Annotated in this window: 15 protein-coding genes; 8 read left to right on the top strand and 7 right to left on the bottom strand. The window is 69.4% G+C overall.

Annotated features, from left to right (window positions below; genetic code table 11):
• Positions 1–109 precede the first annotated feature (109 nt).
• The 4 genes from ACOQOP_RS17730 to ACOQOP_RS17715 form a co-directional block, all read right to left on the bottom strand.
• Positions 110–883: an SDR family NAD(P)-dependent oxidoreductase gene (locus ACOQOP_RS17730; protein WP_420563141.1), complete on the bottom strand. Its 774-nt coding sequence runs from the start codon at positions 881–883 to the stop codon at positions 110–112.
• A gap of 39 nt (positions 884–922) precedes the next feature.
• A complete protein-coding gene (locus ACOQOP_RS17725; protein ID WP_420563140.1) occupies positions 923–1,822 on the bottom strand; it encodes a DMT family transporter in 900 nt (299 codons plus the stop codon).
• Between the two features lie 29 nt (positions 1,823–1,851).
• Complete coding sequence (locus ACOQOP_RS17720; protein WP_420563139.1) at positions 1,852–2,628, bottom strand: gamma-glutamylcyclotransferase; 777 nt, start codon at positions 2,626–2,628, stop codon at positions 1,852–1,854.
• Between the two features lie 104 nt (positions 2,629–2,732).
• Positions 2,733–3,548: a DUF1194 domain-containing protein gene (locus ACOQOP_RS17715; RefSeq protein WP_420563138.1), complete on the bottom strand. Its 816-nt coding sequence runs from the start codon at positions 3,546–3,548 to the stop codon at positions 2,733–2,735.
• 200 nt (positions 3,549–3,748) lie between these two features.
• Between ACOQOP_RS17715 and ACOQOP_RS17710 the strand changes: the two genes are divergently transcribed.
• Together ACOQOP_RS17710 and ACOQOP_RS17705 are read left to right on the top strand one after the other, a co-directional pair.
• Positions 3,749–4,681 (top strand): DMT family transporter, encoded by a 933-nt coding sequence (locus ACOQOP_RS17710; RefSeq protein ID WP_420563137.1) that lies wholly within the window; start codon positions 3,749–3,751, stop codon positions 4,679–4,681.
• 89 nt (positions 4,682–4,770) lie between these two features.
• Entirely contained in the window at positions 4,771–5,859 is a 1,089-nt protein-coding gene (locus ACOQOP_RS17705) for a cytochrome b/b6 domain-containing protein (protein ID WP_420563136.1), read from the top strand.
• A gap of 2 nt (positions 5,860–5,861) precedes the next feature.
• On the opposite strand, the gene ACOQOP_RS17700 is transcribed toward ACOQOP_RS17705, so the two are convergent.
• Positions 5,862–6,743, bottom strand: a complete 882-nt coding sequence (locus tag ACOQOP_RS17700; RefSeq protein WP_420563135.1) for an amidohydrolase family protein — start codon at positions 6,741–6,743, stop codon at positions 5,862–5,864.
• Positions 6,744–6,888: 145 nt separating this feature from the next.
• Here ACOQOP_RS17700 and ACOQOP_RS17695 point away from each other — a divergent pair, with 145 nt between their 5' ends.
• The 4 genes from ACOQOP_RS17695 (at position 6,889) to ACOQOP_RS17680 (ending at position 9,260) form a co-directional block, all read left to right on the top strand.
• Positions 6,889–7,380, top strand: coding sequence for a response regulator (locus tag ACOQOP_RS17695; protein WP_420563134.1), 492 nt, complete (start codon positions 6,889–6,891; stop codon positions 7,378–7,380).
• Positions 7,380–7,874, top strand: a complete 495-nt coding sequence (locus tag ACOQOP_RS17690) for a hypothetical protein (RefSeq protein WP_420563133.1) — start codon at positions 7,380–7,382, stop codon at positions 7,872–7,874. The genes ACOQOP_RS17695 and ACOQOP_RS17690 overlap by 1 nt, the downstream gene beginning before the upstream one ends.
• A gap of 92 nt (positions 7,875–7,966) precedes the next feature.
• Entirely contained in the window at positions 7,967–8,335 is a 369-nt protein-coding gene (locus ACOQOP_RS17685) for a hypothetical protein (RefSeq protein WP_420563132.1), read from the top strand.
• 283 nt (positions 8,336–8,618) lie between these two features.
• A complete protein-coding gene (locus ACOQOP_RS17680; RefSeq protein ID WP_420563131.1) occupies positions 8,619–9,260 on the top strand; it encodes a hypothetical protein in 642 nt (213 codons plus the stop codon).
• A gap of 34 nt (positions 9,261–9,294) precedes the next feature.
• On the opposite strand, the gene ACOQOP_RS17675 is transcribed toward ACOQOP_RS17680, so the two are convergent.
• Positions 9,295–9,702, bottom strand: a complete 408-nt coding sequence (locus ACOQOP_RS17675; protein WP_420563130.1) for a hypothetical protein — start codon at positions 9,700–9,702, stop codon at positions 9,295–9,297.
• 147 nt (positions 9,703–9,849) lie between these two features.
• On the opposite strand from ACOQOP_RS17675, the gene ACOQOP_RS17670 reads away from it, so the two are divergent.
• Together ACOQOP_RS17670 and ACOQOP_RS17665 are read left to right on the top strand one after the other, a co-directional pair.
• Entirely contained in the window at positions 9,850–10,806 is a 957-nt protein-coding gene (locus ACOQOP_RS17670; RefSeq protein WP_420563129.1) for a S1C family serine protease, read from the top strand.
• Between the two features lie 158 nt (positions 10,807–10,964).
• Complete coding sequence (locus ACOQOP_RS17665) at positions 10,965–11,801, top strand: GNAT family N-acetyltransferase (protein WP_420563128.1); 837 nt, start codon at positions 10,965–10,967, stop codon at positions 11,799–11,801.
• Positions 11,802–11,815: 14 nt separating this feature from the next.
• On the opposite strand, the gene ACOQOP_RS17660 is transcribed toward ACOQOP_RS17665, so the two are convergent.
• Entirely contained in the window at positions 11,816–12,649 is an 834-nt protein-coding gene (locus tag ACOQOP_RS17660) for a mechanosensitive ion channel family protein (protein ID WP_420563127.1), read from the bottom strand.
• Positions 12,650–12,713: the final 64 nt, after the last annotated feature.

The raw sequence follows: 12,713 nt of genomic DNA, 5'->3' as shown, positions 1-12,713 counted from the left end.
GTGCACCGCAGGTCCTGACTTTCGTCAGGACGACGGGTGAGAGTTGGGTGTCGGCGGCTTGGTCCTGATTTGCTTCAGGATGACGGTGGGGGCAGGAGGACGGCCGGCGTCAGACCTGCACGCTCATCCCGCCGTCCACCCCGAGGATCTGGCCGCTGACGAAGCTGCCGGCATCGGCCATCAGGTAGACCGCCGCACCGCCCAACTCCGCCGGGTCGGCCCAGCGCCCCAGCGGGGTCTTGCCGACGACCCAGGCGTTGAACTCGGTGTTCTCAATCAGCGCGGTGTTCATTTCGGTTGCGACATAACCCGGCGCGACCGCGTTCACCGTGATGCCCTTGGCCCCCAGCTCCACCGCCATCGCCCGGGTCAGCGCCCGCAGGCCCTCCTTGGCGGCGATATAGGCCGGGACCGTCGGCCGCGCCTGGGGGCCGAGCATGGATACGGTGTTGACGATCCGTCCGCCCCCGGCCTCCGCCATGTGGCGGGCGGCGTCGCGGCCGAGCGTGAAGCAGGCGGTCAGGTTGGTGTCGACCACCCGGCGGAAATCCTCGGTCGGGAAGTCGAGCACCGGCACCCGGTGCTGCACCCCGGCATTGGCGATCAGGCCCCAGAGGCGCCCGTGGCGGCCGATGATGCGCTCCAGGGCGGCCTGGGCGGCGGCCTCGTCGGTGACGTCGAAGGCCTCGGCCTCCGCGGTGATCCCCTCGGCCGTCAGCTCGTCCACCCGGCCTTTCAGCGCCTCGGCGTTGCGGCCGTTCAGCACCACCGTCGCCCCATGGGCGCCGCAGGCCCGGGCCATGGCGAGGCCGATGCCGCGTGAGGCGCCGGTGATCAGGATCACCCGGCCGGTGAGATCGAAAAGCTGGGTCGCCACGGTCATCGCTCGGTCTCTCCCTTGGAGCTTCTTATCGATTGAAAGTCAGCGCTGGGCCTTGCGGACCTGTTCACGGTGGAAGACGTAGAGCCCGCTGGCAATGACGATCGCCGCGCCGACGACGGTCCACTGGTCGGGCAGGTCGCCGAACACCAGGTATCCCGAGATCGTCATCCACAGGATGGCGCTGTAGGTGAAGGGGGCCAGCACCGAGGCGCCGGCATAGCGGTGGGCGATGATCACCAGCCAGTGACCGACCCCGCCGAACACGCCGAGGCCGAGCAGCAGCGCCCACTGGGTCGCGGTCTCCGGCGCGGTCCAGACATAGGGCAGGACCGGCAGGAAGATCACCGCGCCGACCAGCGGGGAGTACAGCGAGGTGGTGTCGGAATGGTCGCGGGCGGCCAGCTTGCGGGTGGCGATGCTGTACAGGGCGGCCACGAGCGCATTGCCGAGGCACAGGCCGATCGCCCAGTGAACCTCGGCCGCCCCGGGCCGGATGATCACCAGCACGCCGAGGAAGCCGACCGCGATGGCCGACCAGCGGCGCCAGCCCACATTCTCGCCCAGCAGCGGCACAGACAGGGCGGCGACCAGCAGCGGGGCGGTGAAGAAGATCGAGGCGGTGGTGGTCAGCGGCAGGTAGCTGACGGCGGTGAAGTTCAGCACGGTCGACATCACCAGCAGCATCGAGCGGGCGATCTGCAGGCGCAGGTTGCTGGTGGCGAAGACCCGGGGCCCCTTGCGTGGCAGCAGCACCAGCATGACCAGAACCGCATGGCCGACGAACCGGGACCAGACGATCTGCAGCGTGTCGAGATCGCGGGACAGAACCTTTGCCGAGGTATCGAGGAAGGCGAACAGCAGAAAGCCGCCGCAGATCAGCAGGATGCCGCGGCCCACATGCCCGTCGTCCAGGTAGTTCGGCGTGTTCGGCGCGGCCACTTTGCCCTCGGGAGTGAGTTCCTCCCGTCTTACGCGCTCCGCCGCCGCGCGTCGAGGCCGGGTTGGGTGGCGCCGGGTTGGATGGCGCCGGTGGCCTGCCGGGCGGCCACCTTGCCGGCGAGGCGCTCCAGCCCGGCATCGGGCATGCCCAGCTCGCGCAGATGGGACACCGTGTTGAACAGGTACTCGCAGCACGGCCCGAGGAAGCCGCAGGCCTTGGCGATGGTGTCCGCCGCCTCGTCCTCGGGAAGCTGGCCGCAGTAGCGCTCGCTGGATCGGTTGATCACGAAGCCGAGCACGTCGATCGGCCCCTGGTCGGTCTGGGCCTTCAGCCAGCGCGGCCGGTAGGCATAGGTGACCATTTCCCGGCGCCAGACGATCTCCAGCTCCGTCTCCGCATGCTCCCTGGGGATGCGGAAGGCGACGCCGCGGCACACCCCGCCGCGGTCAAGGCCGAGCACCAGGCCCGGCTGGTCCGGGGTGCCGCGCCCCAGCTCGGTGCGCAGGCAGAAGCGGCGGTGCAGCCCGCGCACGGTGGCGCAGCGCTGCTCGGCGAACTCGATGGCCGGGTTCCAGATCAGCGAGCCGTAGCCGAACAGCCAGACATCGCCCTGGGGCTTGCCGGTCGGCGGGAACATGGCGGCCTGGGAGGCGGCCAGCTCCTCGTCGCTCAGGGTCTTGATGGTGGGCTCATGCTTGTGCAGCAGCGCGCGGATCTCGCCGGAGCGCAGCCGCTCGCGGGTCAGCGCGACCGTTTCCGGCGCGTCGGACGGGGGCGGGACGTCAGGGATCGGTGCATCGGCCATGGGTCTCCCATATAGCCGAGCGGTTGGCGGATCCCAGGGGTCGGTCTGGAACGGCATTGGTTCCGTTTCGGCATCGCGTCGTGCCGAGCCGTGGTCGACGCCCGTTATTCCGAGCCGCGCATCCAGCTGTCCCAGAGCTTCTCGCCGATCTGGCAGTCGCTGTCGTCGAACCCTTGCCCCGAGGGGGCGGGGCTCCATTGGGCGGGGATCGCGCGGGGCGGCGGGGTGCGGCCGGCGATCTCCAGGATCAGCTTGCGGTGGATGGCGGCGGCGAACTCGCCCGCGTCCTGCACGGTGACCAGGAAGGCGCCGAACCCGCCGATCACGCAGTCCTCGTAGTACAGGTCGAGGTTCTGGACGTCGAAGAAGCCGCTTGGATAGCCGGTCTTCAGCATGATCGGCAGGCCGTTGATGGTGATGCCCTGGTCGATCACCGCGTCGCGGGCGTCGGTCACGTTGAAGCCCTGGTTGTTCGGCCCGTCGCCGGAGATGTCGATCACCCGGCGCGGGCTCTCGAAGCCGGAGGTCTCGAAATGGGCGGCGGAGAAGGTCAGGGCGTTGCTGATCGAGGTGCGGCGCAGGCGCTGCAGCGGCTGGGCGGCCAGCGCGTCGGCCACCGCCCCCGCGGAGTCCGCGCCGTCGATCAGGGTCCAGGGCACCAACACCGTCTGCAGCCCCTGGCCGGCCCATTCCACGTAGGTGATCGCGATCCGCCCGAGCGGGCCGCCCTGGATCGCCGCGATCACCTCCGGGTCGCGCAGGGCGGCGACGTAGCCGGCGCGCTGCAGGCTCTGCTCGTCCTGGTCCATGGAGCGGGAGATGTCGACGGCGAGGACGAGCTGCAGGTCGACCGGGGTCTGGGCCCGGACAGGCCCGCACAGCAGGATCAGCGCGAGGGCGGCGGACAGCAGGCGGAGCATGCGGACACCTCCGAACAGGTCGAACGCGGGAGCCGAGGTCCCAGGGATATAGCGCGCCTCGCCGCGCGGCGAGTCCCCCTGCCCACAAGGCCACCCACAAGGCCGCCCGGTTGGCCTCCCGCATAAGTATCGATATCGTATGCCGTCCTGCCGCCCGCGCCCATCCCTCCCCGTCTCCCTCCGACCTTCGCAGGCCCAGCATGACCGAACCGACCGCCGTGCCCGTCACCGACCCGACGCCGCCGCAGGCGCCGCCTCCGCCGGCCGACCGGGTGCTGCTCGGGATCGGGCTGATGCTGCTGTCGGTCTCGCTGCTGCCGATCATGGAGGGCCTGGCGAAGTCCATGAGCGACCGCTACGTGGTGGTCCAGCTCGTCTTCGCCCGCTTCGCCTTCCAGTCGCTGTTCATCGTGCCGATCGCCGCCCTGCGCCATGGACGGGAGCTGCGGCGCGCCAACCGTCTGGGCCTGCAGATCACCCGCGGCCTGTCGATCCTGGCAGGCACCGGCTTCTTCTACTGGTCGCTGCGCACCCTGCCGCTGGCCGACGGGCTGGCGCTGATGTTCGTCGCCCCGCTGATCGTCACCGCGATCTCCGCCCTGTTCCTGGGCGAGCAGGTCGGGGCCCGGCGCTGGGGCGCGGTGCTGGTCGGCTTCCTCGGCGTGCTGGTGATCCTGCGGCCCGGCCTGGGCGTGTTCCAGCCGGGCGCGGTGCTGGCGCTGGCGGCCGGCTGCTGCATCGCCGCCTATGCCCTGCTGACCCGGCATCTGAGCACCGCCGCCCCGCCCCTGGTGACCCTGGCCTATACCTCCCTGGTCGGTGTGGCCGTCACGGCCGTGCTGCTGCCCTTCGTGTGGCAGACGCCGGATGCGGGCGACTGGGTGCGCATGGCGGTGATGGGATCGGTCGGGGCGTTCGGCCACTACTTCATGATCCGCGCCTTCGAGCAGGCTCCGGCCTCGGTGATCTCGCCCTTCATCTATGCCGAGATCATCATGGCGACGACCATCGGCTATCTCTGGTTCGGCGATTTCCCCGACGCCTTCACCTGGACCGGCATCGCCATCCTGATCGCCAGCGGCATCTATCTCTCCTGGCGCGAGCATGTGGCGCAGAGGAAGGCCCGGGCATGATCGCCGCCCCGTGATCGCCGGCCTGTGATCGCCGCCGCCCTTGGCGCCGCGCCGCGCTGCTCCATCTCCTCGCCTCGAGGAGGCCTGCGATGGCGATGCGCAATTCGACGGAGCGGTACGGCTGGGCGGCCAAGGGGCTGCACTGGCTGACGGCGCTGGCGGTGGCGGCCATGTTCCCCATCGCCTGGTGGATGGACGCCCTGCCCATGGGGCTGGCGAAGCTCGAGGCCTATGGCTGGCACAAGTCGCTCGGCATGACGATCCTGGCGGTCACCCTCCTGCGGCTGTCCTGGCGCCTGGCGAACCCGCAGCCCCGGTATCTCGGCGACAGCGGCTGGCAGCGCCGGACCGCGACCCTGGCCCATTGGCTGCTCTATGCCTGCCTGATCGCCATGCCCGTGCTCGGCTGGCTGATGTCGGCGGCGGCGAACACCCCGGTCAACCTGTTCGGCCTGGTGGTGCTGCCCAACCCGATCGCGCCGGACCGCGCATTGGCGGCGCTGTTCGAGGAGGTGCACGGGACCCTGGCCTACGGGCTGCTGGCCCTGGTCGCGCTGCATGTGGCGGCCGCCCTCAAGCACCATTTCCGGGACCGGGACGCGACGATGCGGCGGATGCTGCCGGGCGCGCTGGTCCTGCTGCTGGCGGTCGGCGGCGCGGCGGGAGCCGTCCGGGCGGACGAGCCGCCGCGCTGGCGGGTCGATCCGGACGGAAGCCGGATCGCCTTCACCTTCACCCAGCTCGGCACCCCGATCGAGGGTGCGTTCCGGGACTACGAGATGGACATCCGCTTCGATCCGGACGAGCCCGCCGGCGCGGTCCGGGTGGTGATCCGGACGGCATCCATCGATACCGGGGACGATGACCGGGACTCCCAGGCGCGCGGCCCCGCGTTCTTCGCGGTGGACCGGTTTCCCGAGGCGGTATTCGAGGCCGGGGAGATCCGGCGCCGGCCGGACGGCTACGAGGCCGTCGGTACCCTGACCCTGAAAGGAAAGACCGAACCGGTCACCCTGCCCTTCACCCTGACCCTCGAGGGCGGGACGGCCCAGGCGGAGGGATCGCTGGTGGTCAGCCGTCACACCTTCGCCATCGGCACCGGCGAATGGGCCACCAACAACGCGGTGGGCGACGAGGTGACGATCGCCATCGCGGTGACCGCCACCCCCGTCGACTGATCTCAGAAGCCGTAGAGCCTGGCCGGGTTGTCCACCAGGATGGCCTTGCGCCGGGCCTCGTCCGGCACCCAGACCGCCAACTCGTCCATCAGGTCGCCGTCATTCGGCATCGGGATCGGGAAGTGCGGATGCGGCCAGTCGGTCCCCCACACGCAGCGCTCCGGCGCGGTCTGCGCCAGGGCCTGGGCGATCGGCACCATGTCGGTATAGGGCGTGTGCTGCAGGTTGGTGCTGCGATAGGCGCCGGACAGCTTCACCCAGGTGCGCCCGCCCTTCAGCAGGTCGAGCAGGGTGGCGAAGCCGGGCGCATCCAGCCCCTTCCTCGGGTCCATGTGGCCCATATGGTCGACCACGATCTCCACCGGCAGGTCGGCATAGGTCGCCAGATCGAAGGTCGAGACGTCCACCAGGAACTGGATGTGCCAGCCCATCTCGGCGATGCGGCCGGCCATGGTGCGGATCTCCTCGGCCGGCGGCCCGCCCTTGAACAGCAGGTTGTAGCGCACGCCGCGCACGCCCAGCTTGTCGAGCCGGCGCAGGGAGCCGTCGTCGATCCCGGCATCCAGCACGGCGATGCCCTTCATCTCGATCCCGTCCCAGCCGGCTGCCTCCTGCAGCAGCCATTCGGTGATGGCATTGTCGGTGCCGTAGACGCTGGGATGGATGGTGACGCAGCGCGTCACGCCCAGCGTGTCGATCAGGTGGCGATACGCCTCGGCCGGGTGGTCCGGCGGGGTGTAGGTCCGGTTGGGGGTATAGGGGAAGCGGTCGGCCGGGCCGAACACATGGAAATGGCAGTCGGTCGCCCCTGGCGGCACGGCGAAGCCAGGTGCGCGGGGGGCGGGGTCGGCGGCTTGGCAGACCGGAATGGACGCGTCGTTCATGGCGGCGATCCTGGCGACGTGGTTAACGGAAGTAAACACGCCGAAATGCCGCTGCAGGGCGGCCGGAAGATTTACATAGCCCGCTACCCCGCCTATGTTTCGGGAAGACTGGGTTCCACCGGAGAGGCCGAGAAACGGCGCGCTCATGCCCGAAAAAATCGACTTCTCCAAGGTGAGCTTTCTCATCGTCGATCAGAACAAGCTGTCGACGCAGCTCATCCGAGACATCCTCGCCATGCTCGAGGTCACCCGCATCCGCAGCGTGACGTCGGTGGAGCGCGCCCGCAACGTGCTGCGCGGCGAGCCGATGGACATCATCATCACCGAGTATCACATGGAGCCGGAGACCGGGATCGACCTGATCGAGTGGGTGCGCACCGGCATCGACTCGCCCGACCGCATGGTCCCGATCATCATGCTGACCGCCAATTCCGAAGAGGAATACGTGATGCGCGCCCGCGACCGCGGCGTCACGGAGTTCCTGGCCAAGCCGTTCAACGTCGAGGGCCTGTACCGCCGGCTGGTCTCGGTGATCGCCCGGCCCCGCGCCTTCGTCAATATCGACGATTATTTCGGCCCGGACCGCCGCCGGCGCCAGGTCGAATACGGCGGACCGGACCGGCGGCGCGCCGACTGATGGCACGCAAGGCCCAGATCATCCCGCCGCGCCCGGACCTCCGGCGCAAGGCGGTGAACCATACGCGCGGCTTCGACTTCAAGCTTCCGCCGGCCATGGTCGAGAAGCTGGAGCAGGTGGTCCACAAGGCGCGGGACACCTTCACCGCCGACATCGCCGCCCGGCTGGTGGCCATGCGCACCGCCCTGCGCGAGGTGTCGGAGGGCGAGGGCGACGCCGGCCAGGCGCTGCACGCGATCTACCGGGACTCCCTGGAGATCAAGGGCGCCGGCGGCACCATCGGCTTCGACCTGCTGACCGCGATCGGCAAATCGCTGAACGACTTCGTCACCGGAATGGACAGCCTGGACCGGCGCCGGATCGACATCATCGACCTGCATATCGACGCGCTCTACGTGGTGCTGGCCGACAACATCACGGGCCGGGGCGGGCCGACGGAAGCCGCGGTTCTCAAGGCCTTCTCGGCGGTGCGCGAGAAGTTCAAGGACGGCTGAGCTCCGGCGTTGACAGCTGACAATGGGACCGGCTTGGAATAGTCTGTCGGACCGAGCGACTTGGACCGCAAACCGCTGGGTGGGGGAAACGGATGGCTGATATCGACCCGCTGGATCGCCGTGCACTCGGCGTGCTGTCGGAAACCGTCAATGCCGAGCTCGGCGCGGGCAGCATCGTGGCGCGCGAGGTGAACCGGGCCTACCGCTCCGGCCGCAGCGCCGATCTGCGCACCGCCTCGGCCGCGTTCGACGCGCTTCCCTCGTGGCAGCGGTCCAGCATCGGCGACGACGCCACCCGCAGGGCCCGGCGGATGCGGGCCAAGCCGGCGGAGCCGCGGCGCACGCCGGTGCGCGAGACCGTCCGCGACAGCGCGCGCGACTGGCAGGATCTGCGCGAGGCCCAGGAGCGGGTGGTGATCCCGTCGCCGCCGAGATTTCTGAAGCCGCGCGTCACCCGCTGAACAGCCGGCGGTGGAATGAATCGGGCAATATTGGACAGACCACGCTTCAAAAATAATTTGTCAGGTCTATAGTGCGGCGCCACATATGGGGCAGAACGTCCCAAGACGCGTGCAAAACCGGTACCATCTGTGGGATACTGTTCTGGATCTCATCGCCAGTATTGCCGACGTGGCGCCGGGTCGGGGCCACCGCGCGACGGCGACGGGGTGATTTGAAGTGCGGTGCGGTGCTGGCGGCCGGTCAGGCTGACAGCGGGCGCACCGGAACATTGGGATGATAGCGATGCGTGGCAGGAACGCGGCACCGATCAATCAACAGCCTTCCGCCGTGGAGTATTTCGCGAAGGAATTCGCGCGCTTCCTCAATAACGTCCAGAACAACGAGGTGGATTTCCTTGGCTCGTTCCTCATCGAGAACGAGTGGGAGAACTACCGCAAGGACGCCGAGGAGGTGATCGAGTCATTGTCGCTCGCCGGGTTCGTCATCGTCCCGCGCATGCCGACCGACGCCATGGTGCAGGCCGCCGACCAGACCCTGTCCAAGGGCATGATGGCTTCGGCCTCGCGGACCTATGTCAGCGCGGTGTGGAGCGCGATGGTCACCGAGTGGATCGAGACCCGGAACGCCAACCTGATCCTCGACATCTTCTCCATGGCGCTGTCCCGGGCCTCCAGCCCGAGCAAGAAGGATTCCGGCAAGTTCGACTCGTCGTTCCAGCGCTTCCGCAAGCAGAGCCAGGACATCATGGCGAGCCTGGAGAAGACCGGCCTGGCGATCTGCCCGGACGAGGCGGCCCCGAACATGGTCAGCGCCGGCGTGGCGGAGACGGCGGAGCACCGCTCGCGCACCAACCAGCAGATCGGTGCCGATCCGAGCTATATCTCCAATCTCTACGAGAACATGGTGAAGGCGCGTCCGGCCTGACCGGACGCCCCTGACCTCCCGAACTTGTCTTGTCCTAAGGCTTGCGCCGATAGGCCGACGCCAGCAGCGTGACCGCCTGCTTGTGGCGCGCGCTGCCCTGGCTCGGCGGGGCGGCGGATTGCCGGTAGCTCGACATGGTCTGGCCGCTGCGCGAGCCGATGGCCGCCAGCAGGTCGGCCTCGGCGATCGGCTGCTTGCGCCCCTTCGCCCCCTTCTTGCGGCCGCCGGTGCCGCCGATCGAATGGCCGTCGGAGGCGCCCGTGGCCCGCTGCACCGCAAGCGCGGTCAGGTTGCCCATCAGCGGCGCGGTCAGCGCCCGGTACAGCTTGTCGTCGGCATCGGCCCAGACCCGCAGCAGCAGCGCGGCCTCGTGCCGGTTGCCGCCGGCGGCCTCGACCGCTTCCAGGGCCTTGGCCTTCACGTAGTCCTGTCCGCGTGCCATCGCCGCCTCCCGCGCACGTGCCGTCGGCCCTGACGGGCCGGTCTTGACCTTGGAACATAACAAGTTTTCACGGATTCGACACGTTCTCACTGGTCCGGCCGCAGAACCGGTCTACCATCTCTGGATCAGAACCTGAGGAGGTGCGGCATGTGCAGACTCGCCTTCCTGATCATCCTCGTCCTGTTGACCGTTCCCGGCGGACCGCCGCGGGCCGACGTCAACCCCTTGAACGCGGTCGTGGAAATCCAGAGCACCGTTCCGGCCGATGCGCGCACCGCGGACTCGCTCGGCACCGAGCGGCGCGGCGGCGGCATTCTCATCGACAGCGGCGGCCTCATCGTCACCATCGGCTACCTGATCATGGAGGCCGACGAGGTCTGGGTCGTCGACGCGGCGGCGAATCGCGTCCCGGCGGAGACCGTCGGCTACGACCATGAGACCGGCTTCGGCCTGGTTCGCGCCCTCGGAGCGCTGGAGGCGACGCCGGCCGTCCTCGGCAGCATGGGCGACCTGGAGGTCGGCGACACGCTGCTCGCCGCCGGCCCGGGCGGGGCGCGCCCGACGGTGCTGATGGACCTGCGGTCCTTCGCCGGCGGCTGGGAATACCTGCTCGACACCGCGCTCTACACCTCGCCGCCGATCCCGAATTTCGGCGGAGCCGCCCTGTTCGCCAAGGACGGCCGGCTGGTCGGGGTCGGCTCCCTGATCCTGCGCGACGTGGTCGGCAAGCTGCCGGGCAATCTCTACGTGCCCATCGACCTGCTGCCGCCGATCCTGGGCGACCTGCTGGCCTTCGGGCGGGCCACCACCCCAGCCCAGCCGTGGATCGGCCTGTATCCCGACGAGGTCGATGGCGGGCTGGTGGTCGGACGGGTGGCCCCGGGCGGCCCGGCGCAGACCGCCGGCATCGGTCCGGGCGACGTGATCCTCGGCGTCGGGGAGGAGCCGGTCGGCGACATGGAACAGCTCTGGCGCAAGGTGCGGGCCCTGGGCCCGGCCGGCGTGGAGGTGCCGCTGAAGGTGCTGGGCGGTGCCGGCGTGCGCGACGTGGTCGTGACCTCCCGCGACCGCCGCGGTTGGCTGAAGCTGGAGCGCAGCTACTGACGCTCTGAGCCCGCGACGGCCCGCTGGCATTCGGGCGACGGTCGGATCATGGTGGCGGACGGGACGGCACAGGCCGTCCCGGTCAACCCGGACCGGTCGCCATGGACACCAGCACAGGCCTCACGATCAGAGCCCTCGCGGAGCCCGATCTTCCCGCGATGACCGCGTTTCTCGCGGCCCATATCGAGCGCAGCATGTTCCTGCTTGGCAATGCGCGGGCCTGCGGGCTGGAATATTCCGGCCGGCCGCGCTCGGCCGCCTATTGGGGCGCGGTCGATGCGTCGGGCGCGATGCGGGGCGTGCTGGCCCATTGCTGGAACGGCAACGTCCTGCTGCAGGCGCCCGATCCCGACGTGCTGGACGCGCTCGTCGCCGGCTTCGCCGCCTCGGTCACCCGGCCGGTTTCCGGCGCGCTGGGCGATCCCGCGCAGGTCCAGGCGGTGCTCGACCGGCTGGGCGTCGCCGAGCCGGACTGCGCCGTCGATGCCTGGGAAGACCTGTATGCCCTGCCGCTCGACGCCCTGCGCCCGCCCGATGGGGCGGATGGCGGTTCTCTGCGGGTCGCCCTGGCGCGCGAGGCGGGACGCGACCTGCTGACCGACTGGATCCGCGGCTTCGAGATCGAGGGTCTCGGCACCGCCCCGGGGCCGAAGCTGGAGGCGATCGTGGTCGAGCGGGTCGACGGGTTCATGATCCGCGACGACATCTGGGTGCTGATCGACGGCGATCACCCGGTCTGCCTCTGTGGGTTCAACGCCACCCTGCCGGAGATCGTTCAGATCGGCCCGGTCTGGACCCCGCCGGCCCATCGCAATCGTGGCCATGCCCGCCATCTGCTGGCGGCCACCCTGGCGGCGGCGCGCGACCGGGGCGTGGCGCGGGCGATCCTGTTCACCCAGTCGCCGGCGGCGGCGAAAGCCTATGAGGCGGTGGGCTTCGCCAAGATCGGCACCTACCGGGTCGCGCTGCTGCGCGACCCGGTCTCGGTGAGGTAAGCGGAAGGGACGGCTCAGGCGGCCGGCGGTTCCGCTTTCATGTGCAGGACCCGCTGCGGGAACGGGATCTCGATGCCGGCCGCGTCGAGCGCTTCCTTCACCGCCTTGTTCATCGCCCATTTGCAGGGCCACAGGTCGGCGGCGTTGACCCAGAAGCGCAGGTTCAGGGTGATCGCGCTGTCGCCCAGCTCCATCACCATGACCTGGGGGGCGGGGTCGGGCAGAGCGCGGCCGTCGGCCTCCAGGGTCGCCGTCAGCACCGACATCGCCTTGTTGAGGTCCGCGTCGTAGGCCACGCCCACCGCGATATCCAGCCGGCGGGTGGCGTAGCGCGAGTAGTTGGAGATGTCCTGGCTGAAGATCGCCGAGTTCGGCACCACGATGTAGACATTGTCCGGGGTGGCGAGCTCGGTGTTGAACAGGCCGACCTCCTTCACCGTGCCGGCCGCACCGCCCGCTTCCACGTAGTCGCCGACCTTGAACGGCCGCAGGAACAGCAGCATGACGCCGGCGGCCACGTTCGACAGGGTGCCCTGCAGCGCCAGGCCGACGGCCAGGCCGGCGGCACCGAGGACGGCGATGATCGAGGCGGTCTGGACGCCGAACTGGTTCAGCACCGCGATCAGGGTGATCGCCAGGACCAGATAGCCGACCACGGCGGCGAAGATCGGCCGTACCGTGTCGTCCATCCAGCGCACCCGGTTCAGGGCCCGGCGCGTGCCGGCCTTGGCCCAGCCCGACAGGATCCAGCCGACCACCAGGATGGCGATGGCGCCGAGCACCTCCAGCCCGTAGGTGGTGAGGATCTCCGTCACCTGGTCGCGGAGTTCAATCAGGTCTACGTTCACGCAATACTCCTAACACTCGTGACTGCCGGTCCCGAGTTCTGTCCCACCTGACGATGTCCCTAAC

This window comes from Thalassobaculum sp. (assembly GCF_965223715.1).
GTDB lineage: Bacteria > Pseudomonadota > Alphaproteobacteria > Thalassobaculales > Thalassobaculaceae > Thalassobaculum.
The sequence above is the reverse complement of the archived record's forward strand: the minus strand, read 5'-3'. Positions and strand labels throughout refer to the sequence as shown.

What these genes read in the sequence shown, in the direction of transcription:
- ACOQOP_RS17730 (WP_420563141.1), bottom strand. Translation starts at nt 883, where the DNA reads ATGACCGTGGCGACCCAGCTTTTCGATCTCACCGGCCGGGTGATCCTG.
- ACOQOP_RS17720 (WP_420563139.1), bottom strand. Translation starts at nt 2,628, where the DNA reads ATGGCCGATGCACCGATCCCTGACGTCCCGCCCCCGTCCGACGCGCCG.
- ACOQOP_RS17715 (WP_420563138.1), bottom strand. Translation starts at nt 3,548, where the DNA reads ATGCTCCGCCTGCTGTCCGCCGCCCTCGCGCTGATCCTGCTGTGCGGG.
- ACOQOP_RS17710 (WP_420563137.1), top strand. Translation starts at nt 3,749, where the DNA reads ATGACCGAACCGACCGCCGTGCCCGTCACCGACCCGACGCCGCCGCAG.
- ACOQOP_RS17705 (WP_420563136.1), top strand. Translation starts at nt 4,771, where the DNA reads ATGGCGATGCGCAATTCGACGGAGCGGTACGGCTGGGCGGCCAAGGGG.
- ACOQOP_RS17700 (WP_420563135.1), bottom strand. Translation starts at nt 6,743, where the DNA reads ATGAACGACGCGTCCATTCCGGTCTGCCAAGCCGCCGACCCCGCCCCC.
- ACOQOP_RS17695 (WP_420563134.1), top strand. Translation starts at nt 6,889, where the DNA reads ATGCCCGAAAAAATCGACTTCTCCAAGGTGAGCTTTCTCATCGTCGAT.
- ACOQOP_RS17690 (WP_420563133.1), top strand. Translation starts at nt 7,380, where the DNA reads ATGGCACGCAAGGCCCAGATCATCCCGCCGCGCCCGGACCTCCGGCGC.
- ACOQOP_RS17685 (WP_420563132.1), top strand. Translation starts at nt 7,967, where the DNA reads ATGGCTGATATCGACCCGCTGGATCGCCGTGCACTCGGCGTGCTGTCG.
- ACOQOP_RS17680 (WP_420563131.1), top strand. Translation starts at nt 8,619, where the DNA reads ATGCGTGGCAGGAACGCGGCACCGATCAATCAACAGCCTTCCGCCGTG.
- ACOQOP_RS17675 (WP_420563130.1), bottom strand. Translation starts at nt 9,702, where the DNA reads ATGGCACGCGGACAGGACTACGTGAAGGCCAAGGCCCTGGAAGCGGTC.
- ACOQOP_RS17670 (WP_420563129.1), top strand. Translation starts at nt 9,850, where the DNA reads ATGTGCAGACTCGCCTTCCTGATCATCCTCGTCCTGTTGACCGTTCCC.
- ACOQOP_RS17665 (WP_420563128.1), top strand. Translation starts at nt 10,965, where the DNA reads ATGACCGCGTTTCTCGCGGCCCATATCGAGCGCAGCATGTTCCTGCTT.